General features: G+C 32.3%; 17 protein-coding genes and 2 tRNA genes. 6 read left to right on the plus strand and 13 right to left on the minus strand.

Annotated features, from left to right (window positions below):
* The 3 genes from ACH2BP_RS05740 to era form a co-directional block, all read right to left on the minus strand.
* Nucleotides 1–459 (minus strand): DUF4494 domain-containing protein (locus ACH2BP_RS05740; RefSeq protein WP_395057887.1); only part of this gene is annotated, 459 nt, incomplete at its 3' end.
* Nucleotides 460–880: 421 nt separating this feature from the next.
* Nucleotides 881–2191, minus strand: a complete 1311-nt coding sequence (gene der, locus ACH2BP_RS05745) for a ribosome biogenesis GTPase Der (RefSeq protein WP_395057889.1) — start codon at nucleotides 2189–2191, stop codon at nucleotides 881–883.
* 304 nt (nucleotides 2192–2495) lie between these two features.
* Nucleotides 2496–3377, minus strand: a complete 882-nt coding sequence (era, locus tag ACH2BP_RS05750) for a GTPase Era (protein WP_395057891.1) — start codon at nucleotides 3375–3377, stop codon at nucleotides 2496–2498.
* 204 nt (nucleotides 3378–3581) lie between these two features.
* On the opposite strand from era, the gene ACH2BP_RS05755 reads away from it, so the two are divergent.
* From ACH2BP_RS05755 to ACH2BP_RS05775, 5 genes are all read left to right on the plus strand, one after another.
* A tRNA-Met gene (locus ACH2BP_RS05755) sits at nucleotides 3582–3654 on the plus strand.
* Nucleotides 3655–3680: 26 nt separating this feature from the next.
* Nucleotides 3681–3753: transfer RNA gene (locus tag ACH2BP_RS05760), tRNA-Met, on the plus strand.
* 58 nt (nucleotides 3754–3811) lie between these two features.
* Nucleotides 3812–4258 carry a KTSC domain-containing protein gene (locus ACH2BP_RS05765; RefSeq protein WP_395057893.1) on the plus strand — a complete coding sequence of 149 codons (447 nt, stop codon included), beginning with the start codon at nucleotides 3812–3814 and terminating at the stop codon, nucleotides 4256–4258.
* A gap of 88 nt (nucleotides 4259–4346) precedes the next feature.
* Nucleotides 4347–4829, plus strand: coding sequence for a DUF1761 domain-containing protein (locus ACH2BP_RS05770; RefSeq protein WP_395057895.1), 483 nt, complete (start codon nucleotides 4347–4349; stop codon nucleotides 4827–4829).
* 60 nt (nucleotides 4830–4889) lie between these two features.
* A complete protein-coding gene (locus tag ACH2BP_RS05775) occupies nucleotides 4890–6038 on the plus strand; it encodes an 8-amino-7-oxononanoate synthase (RefSeq protein WP_395057897.1) in 1149 nt (382 codons plus the stop codon).
* 44 nt (nucleotides 6039–6082) lie between these two features.
* Here the strand turns inward: ACH2BP_RS05775 and ACH2BP_RS05780 are convergent, their stop codons facing one another.
* Complete coding sequence (locus tag ACH2BP_RS05780) at nucleotides 6083–6643, minus strand: hypothetical protein (protein WP_395057899.1); 561 nt, start codon at nucleotides 6641–6643, stop codon at nucleotides 6083–6085.
* Nucleotides 6644–6923: 280 nt separating this feature from the next.
* Nucleotides 6924–8834, minus strand: a complete 1911-nt coding sequence (locus ACH2BP_RS05785) for an ABC-F family ATP-binding cassette domain-containing protein (RefSeq protein WP_395057901.1) — start codon at nucleotides 8832–8834, stop codon at nucleotides 6924–6926.
* 99 nt (nucleotides 8835–8933) lie between these two features.
* Here ACH2BP_RS05785 and ACH2BP_RS05790 point away from each other — a divergent pair, with 99 nt between their 5' ends.
* Nucleotides 8934–9320 (plus strand): DUF983 domain-containing protein, encoded by a 387-nt coding sequence (locus tag ACH2BP_RS05790; RefSeq protein ID WP_395057903.1) that lies wholly within the window; start codon nucleotides 8934–8936, stop codon nucleotides 9318–9320.
* 20 nt (nucleotides 9321–9340) lie between these two features.
* Here ACH2BP_RS05790 and ACH2BP_RS05795 read toward each other — a convergent pair whose 3' ends face one another.
* From ACH2BP_RS05795 to ACH2BP_RS05830, 8 genes are all read right to left on the minus strand, one after another.
* Nucleotides 9341–13180 carry a T9SS type B sorting domain-containing protein gene (locus ACH2BP_RS05795; protein WP_395057905.1) on the minus strand — a complete coding sequence of 1280 codons (3840 nt, stop codon included), beginning with the start codon at nucleotides 13178–13180 and terminating at the stop codon, nucleotides 9341–9343.
* A gap of 24 nt (nucleotides 13181–13204) precedes the next feature.
* On the minus strand, nucleotides 13205–13993 hold the full coding sequence (locus ACH2BP_RS05800; protein WP_395057907.1) for a hypothetical protein: 789 nt from the start codon (nucleotides 13991–13993) through the stop codon (nucleotides 13205–13207).
* 171 nt (nucleotides 13994–14164) lie between these two features.
* Nucleotides 14165–14695 (minus strand): hypothetical protein, encoded by a 531-nt coding sequence (locus ACH2BP_RS05805; protein ID WP_395057909.1) that lies wholly within the window; start codon nucleotides 14693–14695, stop codon nucleotides 14165–14167.
* A gap of 27 nt (nucleotides 14696–14722) precedes the next feature.
* Nucleotides 14723–14989 (minus strand): hypothetical protein, encoded by a 267-nt coding sequence (locus ACH2BP_RS05810; RefSeq protein ID WP_395057911.1) that lies wholly within the window; start codon nucleotides 14987–14989, stop codon nucleotides 14723–14725.
* A gap of 119 nt (nucleotides 14990–15108) precedes the next feature.
* Nucleotides 15109–15525, minus strand: a complete 417-nt coding sequence (locus tag ACH2BP_RS05815; RefSeq protein WP_395057913.1) for a hypothetical protein — start codon at nucleotides 15523–15525, stop codon at nucleotides 15109–15111.
* 7 nt (nucleotides 15526–15532) lie between these two features.
* On the minus strand, nucleotides 15533–16045 hold the full coding sequence (locus ACH2BP_RS05820; protein WP_395057915.1) for a TNT domain-containing protein: 513 nt from the start codon (nucleotides 16043–16045) through the stop codon (nucleotides 15533–15535).
* Nucleotides 16046–16109: 64 nt separating this feature from the next.
* Nucleotides 16110–16616: a hypothetical protein gene (locus tag ACH2BP_RS05825; protein WP_395057917.1), complete on the minus strand. Its 507-nt coding sequence runs from the start codon at nucleotides 16614–16616 to the stop codon at nucleotides 16110–16112.
* Nucleotides 16617–16619: 3 nt separating this feature from the next.
* Nucleotides 16620–23585, minus strand: a complete 6966-nt coding sequence (locus ACH2BP_RS05830; protein ID WP_395057919.1) for an RHS repeat-associated core domain-containing protein — start codon at nucleotides 23583–23585, stop codon at nucleotides 16620–16622.
* Nucleotides 23586–23605 lie beyond the last annotated feature (20 nt).

Below are 23605 nucleotides of genomic sequence, written 5' to 3' on the forward strand. Positions count from 1 at the left end.
TTCTAACTGTTCCAGTTCCCCTTCTTCACCACTAAAATAAGGAAAAACATCCATAATCGGAGATTCAGAAATAGCTGGAATAGTATAATCACCCATAGTCCCTTTCATCACAGATACGGTATTGTCATAGGCTTCTTTTACATCATTGGCTTGCAATAATATATACATATTTGTTTTGCGTTCTTTGCCACTTTCTTCGTCATAAGCTAACAATGAAACTTTCGATTTAAACCAACGGTCAGCATTCTCGAAAGGATGTATTTCGGCATAATTAGCCACTTTTATATTCGTGATTTTAAATTCTTCACTGATATAAGCAGACATTTCTTCGTTAATTCTAATTTCTGCTTCCGTATAAGACAAAGCATCAACTAGATATGGTTCTGTCGCAACTTTCTGTATACCCGTATCGTCTGTTTTTCTATATTTTACTTTGCATTCATACCAAATCGCACTCATATTTCTCTTTTTTTTAATGAGGTCAAAGGTAAATTTTAAAGGATAATAAAAACCATAAGTAACAAAATAGATATTCACAATTTTAAGATATCAGTTTGAGAATTTATACCATTTAGTATTTTAATTTACTGGAATAAAAAAACACGCAGTTTGTCATTCTGACAAAGGAAGAATCTCATCATATACTATTATTGTGAGATTCTTCCTTCGTCAGAATGACAATATAGTCCATAAATATTCCAGTATTTTTAAATATTAAGTGGTATGATATATATAAATTAGTCCAATTGTCAGTTCGAGCGCAGTCGAGAACCATTACAGCATCTCGACTACGCTCGATGAGACAAAAAACATGGAACTAAAATATATTTACAAGTGATATAAGCATAAAAAAAAACAGGCAAATTTGCCTGTTTCTATCTTATTTCTCTCTAATATAAATATCAATCGGAACACCTTCAAAATCCCAATTCTCACGAATTTTATTTTCTAAGAAACGCTTGTAAGCATCTTTTACATATTGCGGTAAGTTGGCAAAAAACACAAACTGAGGCGTTGGTGTTGGCAACTGCATACAATATTTAATTTTCACAAACTTCCCTTTCAATGCTGGTGGTGGGTGATTTTCGATGATTTTTAACATATAGTCGTTAAATTTCGAAGTCGAAATACGTTGTTGTCTGTTTTCATAAACTTGAACAGTAGCTTCTAATGCTTTCAGTAAACGTTGTTTTGTAAGCGCCGATACAAAAAGAATAGGCACATCGACAAACGGCATCAATTCTTCACGAATTTTAGCTTCATAATCACGGGTTGACATGGTGTCTTTTTCGACCAAATCCCACTTATTCACTAAAATAACAACACCTTTTCTGTTTTTTTCGGCCAACCAAAATATACTTTGATCTTGACCTTCAAAACCACGAGTGGCATCGATAATTAATATACAAACATCAGCATGTTCAATCGCACGAACCGAACGCATTACTGAGTAAAATTCTAAATCTTCTTTTACTTTCGCTTTACGACGAATTCCCGCTGTATCTACTAGGTTAAATTCAAAACCAAAACGATCGTATTTAGTATCTATTGAATCACGAGTAGTTCCCGCTATGTCGGTAACCATAAATCTTTCTTTACCAATTAAGGCATTGATGAAACTAGATTTTCCAGCGTTAGGACGACCCACAACTGCAAAACGAGGCAATACAATTTCTTCTTGTGTTGGTAATGGTTTTACAGGAAAAGCATCAATAAGAGCATCTAGTAAATCTCCTGTTCCGCTTCCTGAAATACTAGCAAAAGTATAATATTCGCCCAATCCTAGGTTATAAAACTCGACAGCATCTTTCTCACGCATCGCATTATCTACCTTATTTACAGCAAGTAAAACAGGTTTGGTTACTTTACGCAACATTTTAGCAACCGCATCATCCATAGGAGTAATTCCTTCTTCGACATCGACTACAAAAATAATCACATCACTTTCGTCAATCGCTAATTCGACTTGTTTGCGGATTTCTCCCTCAAAAACGTCGTCCGAACCACGAATATATCCGCCAGTATCAATCACAGAAAACTCTTTTCCGTTCCATTCGCTTTTACCGTAGTTTCTATCTCTGGTAACTCCAGAAACCGAGTCTACAATAGCTTCTCTTCTTTGTATCAGCCTATTAAAAAGGGTCGATTTCCCTACATTAGGTCTTCCTACTATCGCAACAATGTTATTCATATTTCTAATTTTAGATTGCAGATTTTAGAGATTATATTTCAGAAAGACTGAATCATTATGCACTTAAAATCAAACAATAAGGTATTCTAATTTTTTGCAAAGGTAGTCAAAAAAGCGACTAAGTTGCTAAGTAACTAAGATTCTATGTTTATATAGTATTTTTAGGAGCTATTCCCTGCTATTCGTTACAATCTTTTGTTTTTCTAAAGAAAAAAAACAAAAGGATTTTCACTACTATCAGGGCTTCACCAACATTCCAAATTTATTCATGTTTAAAAAAAATCTAAAATCTAAAATCTGAAATCTATTGATTGTAACCAAAACGTTTCAACATATTTGCGTTGCTTCTCCAGTTTTTATTCACTTTTACATACAATTCGATATGTATTTGTTTACCAAAAAACTTCTCTAAATCAGTACGAGACTCTACTCCTACTCTTTTCAGTGCTTCGCCTTTATGACCTATAATGATTCCTTTTTGAGTTTCACGTTCTACCATTATTAAGGAACGGATACGGATAATATTATCATCTTCAAAAAATTCTTCGGTTACGATTTCTACCGCATACGGAATTTCTTTACTATAATGTAGCAATATTTTTTCACGAATGGTTTCGTTTACAAAGAATCTTTCCGGCTTATCCGTCAGCTGATCTTTAGGGTAATAAGCTGGAGATTCTGGCAATAATTTTATAATTCTATCAAAAACTTCTGGCACATTAAAATTCTGTAATGCCGATATTGGAAAAATCTCTGCATTAGGAACTTTAGCAGTCCAGAAAGCCACTTGCTCCTCCAGTTGTTCTTGGTTTGAAGTATCTATTTTATTTAAAAGTAATAAAACAGGAATTTTGGCATTAATAATTTTATTAAAAAAAGCTTCGTCTTTCAAGTCTTGTTCTCCAATTTCGACCATATAAATCAAAACATCAGCATCTTCAAAAGCTGATTTTACAAAATTCATCATCGATTCCTGCATTTCGTATGCTGGCTTAATGATTCCTGGTGTATCAGACAAAATCATCTGAAAATCTTCTCCATTTACAATTCCAAGAATTCTATGACGTGTTGTTTGTGCTTTTGATGTAATAATCGATAATCGTTCTCCAACAAAGGCATTCATTAACGTCGATTTTCCAACGTTTGGATTTCCTATGATGTTTACAAAACCTGCTTTATGTGACATTTATATTGTATTTTATTTGGCAAAGGTAGTTATATCAAGTGAATAGTCGCAACAAAAAGAAATCTTAATTATATAAGTACTATTTCACTAGATGCTAAAATAGAATTTAAAACATTAAAAATCAGTATAATATAAAAAATATAAAGTTTTTTACTATTTTTGTTGTACGAAAGGAAATTGGTTGTACATTTGCACTCGAAATAACGCGGGATAGAGCAGTAGGCAGCTCGTCGGGCTCATAACCCGAAGGTCACAGGTTCGAGTCCTGTTCCCGCTACTAAGTAGCAAAATACAAACGCACATCGCGGGATAGAGCAGTAGGCAGCTCGTCGGGCTCATAACCCGAAGGTCACAGGTTCGAGTCCTGTTCCCGCTACTAAGCAAGCCATTCTGAAAAGAGTGGCTTTTTTTAAATATTATTTTTAAACATTGGTATGAAAAGAGTTATCGAATACAGAAAGTTACTTGAAGTTGACAAAAATGTAACTTTGAAAGAATTAAAAACTATTTACAGAAACAGCATGAAAGATTCTCATCCTGATAAATTTGTAAATGACGAAGCTGGAAAACTAGCTGCTGAAGAAACAAGCAAACAGATTATTAGTGCTTACCACTTTTTAGTAAGTATTTCGGCCGAAACTGTCGAGAAAAACCTTCCTGAATATACTGATACTATTACAAATTCTAATATTCATGGTTTTCATTTAGAGAAACAAACTTTACATATTAAATATTTTAACGGAATGGAATATGAATACATTGGTGTTCCTAGAAATATTTATGTAAAAATGGTTAATGCTGAATCTCCAAATCGTTTTGCAAAACGTCATATTTACGGAAATTTCATTTACAGAAAATCTGGTGAAGCTGCCGAAGATTAATCAAAATATTACATTACAATTTCAAAGACTTTCCTAACCGAAAGTCTTTTTTTATTATATTTGAGTAACTAACCATAAAAACAAACCCATGGAAATTAATTTTTTAGCATTATTACTCGCAGCATTATCTACACTTGTCGTTGGATTTATCTGGTATAACCCAAAAGTTTTCGGAACTATTTGGATGAAAGAAACCGGAATAAATCCTGAAAAAGGAGAAAAACCAAACATGCTTTTAATATTTGGAGTTTCTATTTTGTATGCATTTTTTATTGCTTTTATTTTACAAACTGTCACAATTCATCAATTTGGCGCTTTGGGACTAATTGGCGGAGATGTTGCAACTGCGAAACCTTCTTATACAGCTTTTATGGCAGATTATGGTGACGCTTTTAGAACTTTCAAACATGGCGCCTTACACGGAACTATGCTAGGATTATTTTTAGCGCTTCCAGTTATTGGCACAAATGCTTTATACGAAAGAAGAAGCTTCAAATATACTCTTGTAACTGGCGGATTCTGGATTGTATGTTTTGCTATTATGGGCGGAATAATTTGTGGAATGAAATAATTTTAACATTTAATTAAACATAAATCTCTTTACTTTTGGTGAAGAGATTTTTTTATACTTTTGGAAACAAATTACTCCTTTCTTATATACAAAAACACGAGCGAACTTCCTGAAAAATGGAACGAAGTCGCTGTAAACAACATTTTTTTATCTAAAAAATATTTACAGGTTTTAGACGAATCGTCGCCAAAAAATATGACTTGTCATTATATTGGTTTGTTTAAAAATGAAGATCTTGTTGGGGTTGCATTAACTCAAATTCTAAATCTAACTGATGTTTCTTCTTTTGGCGTAAACAAAAGCTGCATTAAATCGAAGCTACGTGATTTTACCTTTCGGACTTTTGCTGCCAATGTTCTTTTTGTTGGCAATAATATGCTTACTGGACAAAACGCTTATTGTTTTAACAGAAATATCGACACTTCCGAAGGATTATCAATACTCGAAAAAGCCATTTCTCAGCTTAAAATTGATTTGAAAAAATCAGGAATAAAAATTCACATCACTTCGTTTAAAGATTTTACAGCTACCGAAAGTGATAATTTCAAAATTGATGGTTTCAAGAAATATTTTCAGTTTTCGACACAACCTAATATGGTTTTTACCAATCACGATTCATGGGAAAACGAAAATGATTACACAACTGCATTGTCAAAAAAATACCGTGACCATTACAAACGAGCAAGGAAAAAATCGGAAATGGTTTCTAAACGACAAATGAGTTTAGAAGAAATTAGAGAAAATCAATCTAAAATAAACGAATTGTATTTTAATGTGACTAAAAATGCACCTTTCAATACTTTTTATTTGGCCGAAAATCATTTTGCCAATTTGAAAGAAATCTTACACGATAAATTTCTTTTTTATGGTTATTTTCTTGACGAAAAACTCATTGGCTTCAACACCATGATTATAAACGGAAATGCTTTAGATACTTATTTTCTTGGTTATGATGATGAGCATCAAAAAGAAAAAATGTTGTATTTGAATATGTTGTACGACATGATTGGCTATTCGATTACCAAGAAATATTCGAAACTTATTTTTTCACGAACAGCACTCGAAATAAAAAGCTCCGTTGGTGCAAAACCTATCCAAATGGTTGGTTTTATTTCTCATTCTAATCCTTTTATTAATAAATATATTGGAAAATTATTTCAGTATTTTGATCCAGAAGTGACTTGGATTGAACGAAATCCGTTTAAATAATTCAAAATATATCGTCTAAGAAAAATAAACTGCAACAAACACAATTAATGAGTTGGTACAATAACACCCAATTTGTACAAATAGAATGAAGTGTCTAACAACAAAATCATAAGACCGATTATACTAAAAACAAGTCCAAGTATAAAATGATATGGTGAGGAATATTCTTTAATTAAAATAGAAATCTCATTTATAGCCTTTCTTTTTTCAATAGATGAAATTGATTTTAACATTGATGTTTTAACAGACAAATTATTAATACATTCAACTTTCAATGAATAATCACCAACTTCTGCAACATAAAAGTCATAAAAAACTGTCCCGACACCTCCATTTTTCATAAATCTAGCTTTAAAAAAAGTTTCTTTAGTCTCTAATAAATTACCGTTTTCAATTGACTTAATAGTTATGTTAAAATTCTCTATACTACCACCACCTACAATACATACGGAATATTTCCCATCTGTATTAATTTGAAATATATTTTCATCTTCAACTAATGTAAATTGAATTATTTCTTTAGACTTAAAAAAAATCGCAGAAAATCTTAAGCCTAAAAAAAATAATATTACACTAAAAATAAATAGTAAAACAATTACAATCATGATATATGTTTTTCAACCTTATTATTATACCTTTTTATTTATCTAAAACTATTATAAGTCTTTAGTCTCAGTCAGATAATAGTTAATTTGATTTATATTAAATTAACTAAATGTCAATCATCATTTCAACGTTGGTTTTTAGCCCAGATTGAAGTGAAAAGCTTTTTGAAATTTCGTTATATTTTTTCTTGCGAAAAAAGAGCGACGATAGAAGCTCCTTTTTTTGCTTAGAAAAAAATAAGGAAATGAAAAAACTTATAACTGAAAGCTGGAAAAGCTCCTAATTAGCGTTATCTATTTCGCCTTGCACAACTTCCCAATCTTCTAATAATTTATCTAAATCGGCTTTTTTCTTGTTGTAGGCAATAAAGAATTTTGCATCTTCTAGGTGTTTGTCATAGTTAGACGCCAACGCTTTGTCGTCTTGTTGAATGTCTTTTTCTAAATCCTTTATTTGACTTTCTATTTTGCTCAAACGATTTTGAAGTGATTTGTTTTTCTTTTGGTCTTCGTATGATGTTTTTGCATTTGTGGTAGGCGCTTCTTTCTTTTCGATATCTTTTTTCTCGACTTCACGCATGTTTTCCATGTTGCGTTGTTCTAAGAAATAATTAATATCGCCTAAATACTCTTTAATTTTTTGATCTTTAAACTCATATACTAAGTTTGACATGCCTTGCAAGAAATCCCTATCGTGAGAAACCAAAAGCAAAGTTCCTTCAAACTTTTGCAGTGCCGCTTTTAGTACGTTTTTAGATTTGATATCCAAGTGATTCGTAGGCTCATCCATCAATAAAACATTGATAGGTTGCAAAAGCAACTTGCACAACGCCAAACGGTTTCTTTCTCCTCCAGAGAGTACTTTTACCTTTTTCTCAACATCATCGCCTCTAAACAGAAATGAACCCAACATATCACGCACTTTGCTACGGTTGCTATCGGTTGCAGCGTCTTCCATAGTGCGCAATAACGTAATTTCTCCGTCTAGATATTCGGCTTGATTTTGAGCAAAATAACCTACTTGTACATTATGTCCTAATTTGATTGATCCTTCGTATTTAAACTCATTTACAATCGCTTTGATAAAAGTAGATTTCCCTTGTCCGTTTTGACCAACGAAGGCAATTTTGCTTCCGCGTTCTACTAAAAGTGAAATGTTCTTTAGAATCGTTTTATTACCATAAGCTTTGGTAACATGTTCCGCTTCGACTACTACTTTTCCTGGCACTTTAGAAACTGGAAATGAAATATTCATTACTGAATTATCGTCTTCATCGACTTCAATCCGTTCTACTTTATCTAATTTTTTAATCAATGATTGCGCCATAGAGGCTTTAGAGGCTTTGGCACGGAATTTTTCGATTAACTTTTCAGTTTCTTCAATTTTTTTGGCTTGATTCTTTTGAGTAGCCAATTGTTTTTCACGAATTTCATGACGCAATTCTAAATATTCAGAATACGGTTTGTTGAAATCGTAAGCTTTTCCTAATGAAATTTCGATAGTTCTGTTTGTCACATTATCTAAAAACATTTTATCGTGCGATACAATAACCACAACACCTGGATAATTACGCAAGAAACTTTCTAACCAAATGATACTTTCTATATCCAAGTGATTGGTTGGCTCATCGAGAAGCAGAATATCATTCGCTTGAAGCAATAATTTCGCCAATTCGATACGCATACGCCATCCACCAGAGAATGTTTCTGTTTGATTATCAAAAACCTCACGTTTGAAACCCAATCCGAGAAGAATTTTCTCGGTATCACCTACATAATTGTAACCACCTAAAAGTTCGAAACGATGTGTATAATCTGATAAATCTTCAATAATTTGAGAATACTCCTCACTTTCATAATCGGTTCTAGTAACCAATTGATGGTTAATTTCTTCTAATTTTTTTTCAACAATTTTAATATCTGTAAAAGCTTCATAGGCTTCTTCTAAAACAGTTCTTCCTTGTTCGAAATCGATATCTTGACGAAGAAAACCTATTCTTACTTCTTTTTCTGTTGCTATCTGACCAGAATCAGGTTTGAAATCACCTGCTAATATTTTTAGCATGGTCGATTTTCCTGCACCGTTTTTTCCAACAAGTCCTACCCTATCGCCAGCGCCCATTCTGAAGGTTACTTCTTCAAATAAATATGTTCCTCCAAAGGAAACCGACAAATTGTGTATGTTAAGCATTATCTTTTTGTTTAAAGTTTAAAGTTTTGATACTTTAAACATTGAATGAAAATCGTAAATTTGTATCACCAAAATCATGGTAAACTAAATTTTTTGCAAATGTTAAAAAAAGGATCCAAATTATATAGCATTTTAACAGGAACTTGTCCTAAATGTCATGAAGAAAGTATGTATATGGTAAAAAATAGCTATATTTTGAGTAAAGTTTTCGATATGCACGAAAAATGTAGTCATTGTGGTCTGAAATATAAAATGGAACCTTCGTTCTTTTTTGGTGCAATGTTCGTTAGTTATGGTTTAGGAGTTTTACTTAGTATCGCTACTTTTTTGATGTCACATTATGGTTTTCATACTAATTTAAAGACTTCTTTTGTCGCTATTATGCTTTCGCTAACTTGTTTTATGCCAATTATCATGAGAATTTCTAGGAATATATGGATTAATATTTTTATCCATTATGATAAAGATTGGAAAGAAAAAATATAATATTTTTATAATAAAAAAACCTACCTCTTCAAAGCAAAATGTCCTTTTACAGTTTTTCCATCTTCTAGTTCTACAGAATACCAATAATCTGTTGCAGGTAATGCTTGATTGTTGAAAGTACCATTCCAACCTTGGCTGGTTGGTGTAATTTGCTTAATTAATTTACCAAAACGGTCAAAAATATAAATAATGGTTTTAGCGTTTAAAGTGCTATTTGCACCTTTAATATTCCAATAATCATTATAGCCATCTCCGTTTGGCGTAAAATAATCTGGAATTCCTAAAACAGCAACTTCTTTAGGTACAACGCCACAACCATTTAAATCTTTGATGTAAACCGTGTGAATTCCTGCACTCACATTAGCAAATACATTTTCATCCTGATACAAACCATTTATATCATCAATTGCATAAACATAATTCCCTGCACCAGTAACATAAACTGTTATGCTATTTGGCGTGGTCAAATCTACGACGTTTACCGATGTAATAGTAGCTTTATCGGAAGCAGCAACAGTAATTGTTCTTATCGTAGGACAATTTAAACTATTAGAAACAGCAACAGTATAAATTCCTGCTTGATTTATTTTTAAGGTATAATTTGTTCCTATCACAGTTGGATTACCGTTTAGTTTCCAAACATAAGTATAGTTTGGTGCTTGGGTTGGGTCTAAAAGTCCCGCATCAATCGTTTTTGAGATTGTTTGTTCGTTACAAACTAGTTCGTCACCTAATAAATTAATATTAGGTACTTGCTTTACAACAAATACAATAGTATAAGTTGCTTTACAAACAGTATTGATTGGGCTAATAACATCTACTCTTACATTTTGCGTACCAGTTACAAACGGATTTGGTAAAGGACTTGGTAAAGGATTATTAACAGCATCAAAATAATTTACTACCATTCCTGTTTGACTTCCTAAAATCGTATTTTGAAAGGTTGAAGTATCAAAAGAATACAAACCATTTTGATTGATTGGATTTGCTTCATCATCACAAACAGTGGCTAAAGTCGTTGGGATAGAAAAAGCTTCTGGTAAATCATCCACAACAAACTGTATGGTTGTTTCATACGAACAAGCTTTGGCAGTATTGTTAGTAACCACTACTTTAATAGTTTGTGAAGCCGTTACAAAAGGATTGGGTAGCGGACTAGGTAAAGGATTATTATTTTGGTCAAAATAAGTAACGGTAACATTTGTTAAACTATTTAATAAAGTGGTTTGCAAATTTGAAGTATCAAAACCATATTTACCATCTTGATTGTCATCGCAATGATTCCTGACAATTGGACTCACTATAGGAATTCTTTCTACATTCAAAGTGATAAAACTTTTTAACAACAAACAATCATTGTTTAAATCGCTATCAACTCTGGTGTATATGTTTTGTGTGTTCGGATAACCAATGTTTCGGTAATTTGAAATATTGGTTATAGCGTTACTTTCTGCTAAAGCATCGGCTAATTTTCGATAGTAAGTAATGGTTAATAATTGATTTACAGGGAAAAGATTCCTAACTTCTGTATCGACGCTTGAAAAATTAAAAGCTGAAATACCATCAGTATTTGTTCCTGAAATAGCATCGTCACATTGGGTAAAATTTCTAGTAAAAGTAACAGGTACTTGTGTCGTCGAAACAATCAAATTGAGTTGCGCCACACGAAAACAACCATTGTCATTAGAAACTCGAACATAAATCACATCATTACTTACAATTTGATTGGTGTAAGTAGTAAAATTTGGAATGGGATTTATATTGCTCTGAGCATCATTAGCTGTTTCGAAATAAGAAAAAGTTTCGTTTGTAATATTGGTCAAAATTTTAGCGTTGGCTTCCGTTAGGTTGAAAATACTAAAACCATCTGTGTTGTCGTCGCATTGTTTCAAATCTACTATGGTTGTAATAAATGGCAACGAAAATACTTGCAAATTAAATGAGGTAGTGGCTACACAATTCGTATTGTCATTGTTTGCTACTTTTACATAAATAGTTTCTGCGGGATTGGTATTTTGATAACTCGTTGGAGTTAGTATTTGATTTGTTAAAGCTGCATCACGATAATAAGTAATCGTAAATTGACTAGCCAACTGACCATTTAAAATTGCGTTAGCTCTTTGTGTCAAATTAAAAATAACTTTTCCGTCTGTATCTGTTCCTACTGTTGTGTTATCGCAAGAAGTTAAGTTTAATATGTTGGCAGGAAGATTTGGGAGTGGCGTATCAAAAACATCAATGTTAAAAGTAGTGGTTGCTTTACAATCACTATTAGCATTGTTAGACACTTCTGCAATAATAGTTTGCTGTTGGTAAGCCGTTGCATTTTGGTAACTGCTTGGTGTTGCAATCGCTATATTTTTTGCGTAATCTGTTGCATTGGCAAAATATTTTACAGTATATAAACTAGCATTTTGACCATTTAATATACTTAAATTTCGAGTAGTTAAATCGAAATTATACAAGCCGTTGTTATTATTGTCACATGGCAACATATTTTGTGGTTGGGTGGCAGTTGGCACATCTGAAATGACAATAGTTCTAGTATTTGTACCTATACCTAAAGGGCTTGTTACCACCACTGATACCGTATAAGTTCCAGCAACGGTATATATGTGATTGGCTATGATGTTATTACTTGTCGGTGTACCATCACCAAAATCCCAAGTGGTATTTAAAATAGTTTGATTTGTATTAAATGTTAATTGTGTGCTCTGCCCTACACAAGCATTATCAAATTGAATAGTCGGATTAAAAAAAAAAGATTGACTGAAAGAAGGTAAACCTCCCATACTTATTTTACCTCCTAAATCTATTGCATTTAGTTGGAAATTACAGCCTAATCCAACAATATCAGGGTTGTTAATCACACTTAATTTAGTTTGATTGTATACTGCCAAGTAAATTTTACCATCAGGACCCAATTGTAATTGACCTGGTGTTAGTGGCCCACTATATAATTCTAATTTTGAGGCAGATATATTAGACGCTAATAAATTAAATTGATATACTTTATTAAAAAAAGCATTCGTATCATAATAAAAAGAATTTGTAACGTACAAAACTGATTCGTTTGGAGAAAACTCTAATCCATATAATTCTCCGAATTCTGACAATAGCGTTTGTGGATTTGAAATAATTCCATTACTATTATTAAAATCGAAAAGCTGTACAAAATCTGACACACTAGAAAAAGCTAGTTTTGACCCACTTGGAGAGATTTTAGTAATTCCTGCTGCAACAAATCCAATACCCGCTACAACGTTTCCAATATTTGTTGTTATTGGTACAGCACTTAAACCAGAAGCAGTTAATAAATAAGCATGAAAACTATTATTATTCCATCCGTGGGTTATTATCCAATAATCAGTACCATTAGCATGTTTGGTAATTGCTAAATTTTCTATTGTAGGCGTATAAACCAATACGTTTTTGTTAGATGTTACCGCTCCTAAACCACTATCTAATGACAAATCTACGATTGAATATCTGAATCCGTTTGGATCATGTTCATTGTCGGTTGTAAAAATATAAAACAAAGTAGTAGATCCAGGTTTAGGAACAATCGTTGCCGATTGAGCTGAAGAAGAGTGACCAAGTAAACCTGTCCCATTAAGCATTACTACATGATTTTTGTTGTAAACCGTACTTCCATCGGTATAAAACAATAATTGCCCAGCCGAATTAGATAATACTGCACAACCTTCTTGGGTGTTTAGCTGTCCATTCGTTAACGCAACTGGAGAACCGCTGTTAAAATCCAATCCTGCATGATTACCAAAATACCAAATATTAGCTTCCCTTTGTGCAAAAGTGAGTAATGGAATTAAGAAAAAGTAAAGGATTAATTTTAATTTCATAGTCGTTTTTTTTTATTATAATAACTAATTAGCCCATTCGACCGTCATAATAAATGACAAGTTTGCATCAGGAAAAGAATAGGTAATTGTTGTGGGTTTTGTAGTTAAATAATTAGCAAAGGAAATTATTCTATAATCCGGTAAATTAGGAATTAGATTTTGACCTACAGGAGGTGTGTCCTCGTCTCCTAAGCTAAAAGTTATCTCCCTGTTTGGGTTTATATATAAATTAGCATTGGTTAAATCCCAAGTTAAATCTCCTTGATTTTGTTTTACAGTTGAGAGATACCATCTTCTCTTCGTCATTTGAGTTTCAAAATAGGTATAAATCTGACTTGTATTAAAATTAAAAAGCACATCTGCTAACCTATTTGGGTCAGTTGGTCCAAATTCAGGATCCCATGTATTGTTCATATTGTCGAACGCCGTAATTTGCATTCCCGTAATTTTTAGAGCATTACCACGAGTAACATTGATGTTAACATTTTTAATAAATACTGCGCCACTTGCTGATGTAGCTTTAATAGCAATCGTTTTTGCTCCTAAAGTATTAAAATACAATACTCTCGAAGTGCCAAAATCTGTAAACATTTGCCCACCCGTAGCAAAGTTGTCTAACGAAGCACCCAAACCTTTTATGGTTTCGTTTGCGGCTACTGTTATAGTAAAATTCTCATCTACAGCCACATTAGCCGATGATGGTGTTGCAGTAATTGCGAAAGTACTTTTTGGCTCAATAGGTGGCGCTACACTTTCGTCTGACTTTGTACACATACAAAATAGTAGTGGTAGTAGGAATATTATTTTTTTCATGATTTTTTATTTTTTTTGCAAAAATAGGTTATTGATCTCAAATTTGCGATGTTTTATTATAGTTCTCTAGACTTGACCTTGCAAGAATTTACTATTACATTTTGTTTACTCTTCGTAAAATTGGAAAAATATAGTTTATTTAATGTAAATATTTTTTGTCCCTATACCTAACTACATGGATTTTTTATTTTTGTTTTTTTTTCTTAAAGAATCAACTATATATTTACCTAATAAACCCTTTTTTTCTCTCCAATCATTAATAAAATTTGAATACAAATATTCTTCATCAAAATCTACTTGTTTTTCTAATCTCGAAAGCCAATATTTATATAAATTAATATTTGGATTTAAAACAATAGCTTTATTTATAAAAACTTCGGGTTCTTTTACATTTAAATCAAAAGCATATTCATTTAATTTTGTCACAACACTAATACAAAATAAATAATCAGAATTATTACTAAATTTTTTGTAACTCTCTTTAAATATTTTCTTTAATATTTTCTCTCCATATTCATTTTCCTTTTCAGAAAAATTTCCTTCTAAAAGACAATAAGTAATAATAAACATTAATCTTACATTTATATCTATGGTATCATTAATTGATAAATTATTATCAGAAAAAGCTTTATATACTTGTATAGAATTAAACCAGTCATAATTATCTTCTGTGCCCTTTAATTTTAGTCTCCAATCGTTCATATTAAAAAGGAATATACATTGTGTTTGTTAAATAAATTTATAACCAACAAAATTACCATCCCATTCCTCACCATAAGTAACAAACTCAATAAATTTAATTTTTCCATTAGATATATCTAATTCATAACCTAGACCATACTCTAAATTTTCAACTTCAATATTCTCATTTGTGCTTATTGATGCTTCTTCTATTTCGAGACTAGGAATTATAAGGGTATCAGGATAGTAGAAATTTACATACATTCCTACACCAGTAATTTTTCGGTTCAAAACTTTTATAATTGGAATATGCATTCTTATACTTGGATACTTTAAAGAAAGCTTTTCTAATATTAAAATTTCAATTTTATTTAAATCATTCATATTATAAACCTTTTCTACTAAATGTAGTGCTATTCTGGCTCTATTAAAAATTAATTGAAATCTTTCACTTTTTTTATATCACAACCAACAATAAAGAATCTTGTCGCCTTACCATCTATACCTAGATAAGGTATCTCATCTGTCCAAAATTCTATCTTTTTATTATTAAGGCTATTTACTAATTCATTTTTTTTTAATGGATCGTCAATTAATTTAAAAAAATGACTTCTCGCAAATTTATCTGTCAAAAGTACATCATAGATATATTCTACAGCTTTTTCTTCGGCGTTAAAATAATTAATATTTTCGCGATTTCCTCTTTCGACATAATACCAAACGTATAATTCTCCCCACTCTTCCAATCCAAAGCCATCATGTTTTTGCTTATCTATAACAGCATATAAGTCACAATTATAACAATTGTCAATCATATACTTTTTTAATTCTTTGATAGTTCTAGGTATCATAAAAAAATTAGTTAACTTTAATAATATATCCAAAATCTTTTAAGTATTTAGCACTAATTGGAGCTAAATATTGAGTCCCTGTACCAACTTGATTAAAAGCAGGTGCTATTATTGAACTTTGTACTGGAAATGGTTTTAATACTTCATATACATTATAATTACCATTATTCCCGGGAGGAAGAGCTCTCAATTGCAATTCTGTTCCTTCTGGTGAAAAAAACTTACCAGCTTCACTACCAAATCTATCTATTTTTGTACCTGCTTCTAAAACTGTACTTTGAGTTGTTCCTTGCATTGCGCCATTATTTTGAGGGTAGTACTCAGCAGGCACTTGGCTTTTAAAACCATCTGTTTTCCAAGATGTTTTTCCATCAATAGTAGTAACTTTAGAGAAAGTAGTGGGCTTTGCTGCTTGAGTCATCTCTTTAGGAGATGCTAATTTAGGCATACTACTCTCTATTTTTTCTCCATTTTGTTGTAACCCTGACCCTTTTGTCTCAGCTAATCCTGCTGCTTGCAAAGTGATAGGTTTTACTGCTATTCTTGGTTATATATTTGATCAGTCTGGTTTGGTTCTTGACAACCTATTTGTAATCTGGATAAAATCCATCATAATAACCTGTCCTTATTCTGTGTACAATGCTTTCAGCATCCATAACAATTCCTATTTCAGCATTTCTATTTTCTCCTTCAAGTTTGCCAAGATATGTTGATTTTAGCTCTCCTATCCTCCATACATACCAATTATTTGAAACTTTTATAGGTTCTTCTCCCTTTATTGTGCCGTAATCATTTGTGCCACGAAACAAAATCTGCTCAAATGCACCTACATTGTCTATATTACCTACTTTTTCCCAATAGCCTAGTTTAACTCCCCATTTTGTTACACAGTGAGCATAAAAAAATATTTCATCATTTATTATTTCGTCTAAATTTGGGGTTTCTTCAATTGAGTATATTTTTTTAAAACATCTTATTACATCACTATTCAGTTGTTTTAAATCATTTGTAATGTATTGAAAATACCTTTTACTAGTATCATCAATTTTAACAAAAAAAACATCTCCTTTTTTTACAATTACTCGTTTCATTTCTTAAGGGTTTATACCGTACTGCGACCAAAATTTTGGTGCAATGGAGTTTCTTATGTTTAATAAATTACTTTTCCCTGCTTGATTTATCAATGATTGTTCTAATATTCGAGCATTTATTCTACTTAAATTTTCCATTCCATCAATTACTTCATATCTCAACAGTTCTTTACCAGTACCAATGGAATTAAGATGTTCTCCAAATCTTACCTCAGGAACTCTCTCTGTTATTCCATAATATTTTACTTGTCCAGTAGCTTTATCAACACCTTGATATACAGAATTTGTTCCACTATCTTCAACTACTTTAAACCCATCTGTTTTCCAAGATGTTTTTCCATCAACAGTAGTTACTTTAGAGAAAGTGGTAGGCTTTGCTGCTTGAGTCATCTCTTTAGGAGATGCTAATTTAGGCATACTACTCTCTATTTTTTCTCCATTTTGTTGTAACCCTGATCCTTTTGTCTCAGCTAATCCTGCTGCTTGCAAAGTGATAGGTTTTACTGCTATTCTTGGAGCAGTACCAGTCCAAAAAGATTTACCATTTAATAATGCACTAGCCCCTTGAAACAAACCTCCAGTAATCCCACCTATTACGATACCTGTAACTATTTGTTTTGTAGTCATTAAAGGATCTCCCAGTACAAAGTGGTTTCCTAAACTTAAAAAACTAGATGACACACCAGCACCTACTGCACTTCCCGCAGCTCCCGCAAGTGCTCCTCCTGCTCCTGCGGCTGCGCCACCAGCGGCTGCAAATGCTGCACCACCTGTTAATGCGCCTAATGCTCCTGCTCCTGCGCCAATACCAAAAGCTTTTAGACCTTGCATATCGAATCTAAAACCATGAACACCCCAATTTATTACCCCACCAATAACTGCGCCAATTACAATGTGCCAAAATTCTCCGCTAGGATCTGTGTACATTAATGGATTATTCATTACATAGGCATAGCGATTGTAATTTTGGGTATTATATGGGTCTTGTATATTGTTATCAGGTTGCAAGAAACGGTGTAATTTAGGATCGTATATACGACCGTTCATATTTATTAAACCTACTTTTTCTAAATGTTCGTGTCCCGTATAACCTCTGTCTAAAACGGTTAATCCAGCCAAAGTATTGCCTGCTCCATCTTGTACTTTTACAATACTACCCCAAGGATCGAACAAACATTTTTCTAGGACTACTCCTGCTTGATTCGTAATCGCCATAATACTACCTTGATAGTCTCGATGCAAATACAAATATTCTTGTGTTGTACCGTCACTTCTTAGTGTGATAGGTGCGCTATATCCATCACCTCCTATATACGTTATAAACTCTGTTACGCCGTTGGTATTGTATTTAATTTCCATTGTGCCACTGGCATCATAGAACTTGCGTTTGCTTCGTTGTAGTTTGTCAACTTGTAGACCACCATAATACATGGCACTTCTATTATTGAAAGTATTGTAAGAAAAATCAATTTTTTCAATTCCTTGTTCTGTTATTTGTACAGGACTCTTAAAGGCATTATAGCTTACATTTTGTAGTGGTCTTAAACTATAATAATTATTAGCTTCTGGTGTGGTAAAAACAGACGTGTTTTGGTATTGCTTACTAGTATTTATATAGTTATAATCTCCTAATTTATTTTTAGTAATACGTCCTTTGTTATCATAACTTTGAATTTCACTTACTATTTTTGAAACAATAACATTGTCAATTCTGAAATTTTTTAAAGTTCCCACATCAGTACTTAAAGGACTTTTGACGAATCTTAAAAATAGATTTACATTACTGCTTGCAACAGTATAATCTATTTCAAAAGTTCCTTCATTAGCTAATCCTAATTCATATGGTGTTTCTATTCCAGTTGTAATGTTTTTTTCGACTGCTACCAAACGAATTTTGTCCGTCCCATTTTTATTTACATCGGCTTTGAAACGCAATTTAGTACCGCTTGTAGCGTTAGCAAATACATTTCTTTCTCCTCCCGAATTAGCTGCGGTAGTGGCTATGTTTAGCTTACTTAGCAAATTATTGGTTAAAACACCTCCTGCAACAGGTATAAACTGCTCTAAATTAGCTGGTAATGGTAGTTTTGCATATTGAAACCCTAAATTGAGTAGTGTTTCGGGTACTGCTCCCCACTCTGTTAGCCTGTCTAAGGAATCGTATTTAAAAATTTCAGCATACGGCACCATACTGGTTGTAGTCACTGGGCCAGTAGGAGAATTTGTGGTTGTGGTTTGACTAACGGCAAACAAACTATTAGAACGACTGGTTAGGTTTCCTCTTATAGGCTCGAAAGTTGTATTTAGCGTCATCACATTGACCATTACACCAATTGTACCATTTACAACAATACCATCATCAAAAAATTCATGTTTGAATTGTGTTGGAAATCCAAACTGATCATAGCTATTGGAAACGGTAATTCCACTACCGTATCTCCCCGATATTAGTTGTCCTTTGGCATTTACTGTGTTTTTTTGCCAAAGTATTTGACTTGTAGCTTCATCGATAATTTGCCATTTGCAACCATTTTTATAGGTGTTTCGAACCCATTTGTTAGATGTCTTCCCATTGGCATAATTTGTAGCACTATATAGTTCTTTGAGGGGTCTTCCAAAATCATCATATTTTGTTTGATGTTCAAAACTGGCTGTTGCTAGATTACTTTCAGTCGTTTTAATGATTCTTTTTGAAGCATCATAAGTATAGGTATAATCGGTATGTGTTCCTTCAAGAAAATCATCATAACGGCTAGCCGTTACTAATTTTGAAGTTGGGTCGTAGGTATAAGTTGTTTTTGAATCCGTTAAATTATCAGCACTCGTAATTCTTTTTTCTGTAATTTTTCCAAAACTATCTAAGGTATAATTTATTTCACCTTTCGGATTTGGCTTGACCTCTTTTGTACTTTCTCCTAAAGCATTATACTCATATAAATAAGTTCCTGCCGATGGGTCTGTTAATTTTGTTTTTTTGCCCCAACCATCATATTCCATGCTAATGATTGTACCTTCAAAATTCGTATTTTTTAAATTCCCATTGGCAAAATAGGTATAATTAATCGTACCCCCATTATCGGTAACGAATACAGGATTTCCTAATGAATTTTTAGTTGTGGTTACTGTTTTTAAACCATCACTTACTACGGTTGTTAACCCTGAATAAGTAATGTTAGTTGTTTTGGTTGTAGGCTCCACAGTCTTTATGAGTCGTCCGTAACCATCATAAGTGTATGCTGTAAAATTACTACCATTATTAGGAAGATGTGGCTCATATACTTTTACTTTTCTATCATAATCGTCATATTGTGTTGTTACATAAGACCACTGATTGTCTATATGTTTTGTTCCTGAATCGATTTCTCTATCCAAATCATCATATTTGGTTGTACTCGAACTGCCATCGTCACTTATTGTATTGATTAAACTGGTGGTTGGTTCGGGTTTGGTGTAAGTAGTATTGACACTTTTTCCTAAATAATCGGTTGTTTTTATTTTTTTGCCCCAAACGTCATAAAAATACTGAGTTGTTAAACCATAAGGATTAGTTTCTGAATTAAGTAATCCATTACTTGTATTGTAGGCAAACTGAGTGTTTAATCCTTCAATGTCTGTACTCTTGATTAAAAACCGTCCTGAAGTATCGTATTCATAATTGTTTATTCGTGGTGCTAAAGGTGTTGCTGTAATGATTTTTTTGGTAATATTCCCAAAAGTATCGTACTCATTATCTTCTGCGATGTAATTGGTTAGGTGTCCTTTCTTCTGAATTTGAGAAAGCAAATGATTACTATTGTAAGTATATATTTCTTCCGCAGTAGTTGTATCTCCGTTATGTGTTATACTAGTGTTTTTCTTTTGTGGGCGACCAATATAATAAGTTGTGCCAGTAGGTTGATTTAAATAAGTTAAAATACCCGTTTCTGATTGTTCAACAATACTTCCTGATTTTATAATAGATGTGTTTATTGTTGGATTATTATATTCATCATATTGAGTTGACGTTTCGCTTGATGTCCCATCGAGTCCATTAGTACTAATAGCAGTTGTGTTCCAAATCTTAAATACTTTATTTGAAGACAAGCTACTATCATAATTTATCACTGATTTGCTTATAAAATCAGAAGGGGTTAGTTCAAAATTATAACTGGTGTTCAAAAAACTATAACTTTCTATAAGAGCACCTCTTTTTGCTATATCGTGTTTGGTAACACTCGATATTACTTGAAGGTTATCATTATGCCAATTTGTTCTGCATAAACTTCTGAATCCTAAGAAACCTTGACCCTCCACATTTGATACCGCACCATAATATCCGAAAAGTTGTTTTTTATATGTATTTTGACTTTGTTTTTCTAGTTTCGAAACGACTTGAAAACTAGGCACCCCTTTTACATCTGTGTTTGGATAATTCTCTATATTAGTTGATGGTTTGTATAATAAAATATTATCTGAATTGTATCCCTCTTCCTCAATTAAAGGTTTATAAGTTATGGATTCAGTTAGTCCGTTACCAACAGTTATTGATTTAAGCAATTTTTCTTTACTAAAATCTTTTGGAGAATTACATCTAACTATTTTATTTTGGTAGACAAATCCTAATTCGAGAGAATTATTTATTTTATCCGAAGGTAAAAATATAGGAAGCGGTAAACAAGTACTGTTTTCATAGCCAGGTATCAAATCTTGTTCAGATGTTAAAATAAAATTATTCGATACATTTGTATAAAATTTGACATTAATATCAAATGTTGACACACCATTGTTAACTCGATCAACTCTATATTTCGCTAAAACTAAATCTGTTTTACCATCTTTATTTATGTCATTTGGTATAATATTTCCATAATCGAAGGTGTCGTAAGAAAGATAATCATTATAAAAATCCTTATTTGCAATTTGGTATGTTTCAACACTCTTTACGAATCCATTCCCTGTAGAAATAAATTTAGCAAATACTTGCCCAAATCCTTGCGGAATAATGAAATCTGTTTTTCCGTCTCCGTTATAATCGCCAATAAGTGTTGGTCTTTCAGATACTACAGAAATATCAGAATCGTTGGTTACCCATAATTGTTCAAGTTGTTTATTCTCATTTAAAGAATAAGCAATTACCCTGCCTGAATCAAACATCAAAACATCTGATTTTCCATCTCCATTTACATCAGCTACTTCAAGTTTACTACCTAAAGTAATTTGAACATGCCCAGAAGCATTTACATAATTACTAGTTAGTCGTCTATCTAAATTTACAAAATAGGTACTACCTGAATTATTAGTTACTGTATAGGTATTACAACCACTACTCATACAATAAGTAAAGGATTTTTCTACAACAATAACATCCGATATTCCGTCCCCATTAAAATCGCCGTTCAAATACTCTTTAGGTATAACTTTTATCACTTCAATATACACTGGCCCTGTACCTATTGGATCAACTGTTTTAGCTTGTTGATCTTGATTGTTGTTTGCTGGATTTACAATAGGAATACATTCATTATAATACCCATTAATAAATTTAGGAAACTTGTATGATTTTACATCTTGAAAATAAATAGGACTTGCATCTCCTTTAGAGTAATTCGTAAAAGTCGTAGTATTAGTCGATTCATTGTATGCTACAACATTCCAACCTTGCATAGGCATTAGTTTATATCCGTATGTTTCACTTCCTCCAAGCCATGAAATAGGAAAAATTTTTTCAAAATTCCCAACATTATGTATATAGCCAAGCGTGGCATTTGTCCCTTCTTGAATGTTAGAAAAAAGCCAATATTGATTTTTTGCATTTGGTCCATTGGTAGGATATAAAATAAAATCCATATTTCCCTTTCCAGTAAAATCACCAGAAATCATACCTGTATTGTACTGAGTAGTATTTGTTGTGCTTATATACGATAAAGGATCACTTAGAGTAATCGAATTTGATAAATCTTCATATTTGAAAATAGTTGGATTAAAACTCTTTGCATTATCACCACTTTTTTCAGTTATACTAGTTAATCGTTCGTAACCTAATGAAGTAACATCGTGTGATAAAATATAATTTCTAAAACCAATACCATTTCCTAAAACACTTATTTCACTTAAGATGGAGTTTAATATAAAATTTTCTCCTCCTAAAAAAAGACTCTCAGGTCTATTTCTTGTTCTGTATATAAATTGAATTTCATTAATTGGAGTATTTGAACCAATAGCACCGTATTTAATGGAAGTAATTCTTATAGAATTATTAGATACGGTATAATTGTAATTTATTCTTACTCCTTGTGGATTTTGCCAAAAAGTAATTGCCCAGTCTGTTTTAGACTGAGAATCGGTTGAAGCACCATATTGCGCTAATGAACCGTCAGGATATTGTACCAAAAAATAGGCAGGTCCATAATTTGCTCCAAAAGGAGAAACACCAATAGACGTAATTTTTATATTGCTAAAATTTTCTGTTTCATATTCAGCCCCATTACCGCCATAAGTACCACTTTTCAGCATTAAACGCTGTCCATCAAAAGCAAAGCGATCTAAATTATCAAAATCGACCGCATCAATTATTCCATCATGAAATTTTGTTGATGGGATTCTAGTAATTGCTGATACTCCTGTTATGTTCCAACCATAACCAGCTAAACTATTTCCTCCTTGGCTATTATAAGCCAAGCTAACTTGTGGTACAATTCCATTATTTCCTGGTGGCACTGCAATAGGAATATTATATGTTGCCCCTCCTGTTAAGGAAACATCTAACTGACCCTCAGTAATTCCAACTTCTTGAGAACCTCCTGTAGGATTTGAAGGTGCTAATGTTGTAGTCGTTGCTTTTGAAGTGTTTTCTGTTTTTGAGGTACCAATATTTGTTTGATCTCTTTTTATGGCTATAATTCCCTGTACAGGAGTTCCTCCTAAATTTTTATTTTGACTGTAAGAAATCGTTTCTAAAAGTAAAAGAAAGATTAACATTAACTTTTTCATATTTTGGCGTTTATTGTTTT

Origin of the sequence: Flavobacterium sp. (assembly GCF_043756175.1) — a bacterium.
GTDB lineage: Bacteria > Bacteroidota > Bacteroidia > Flavobacteriales > Flavobacteriaceae > Flavobacterium.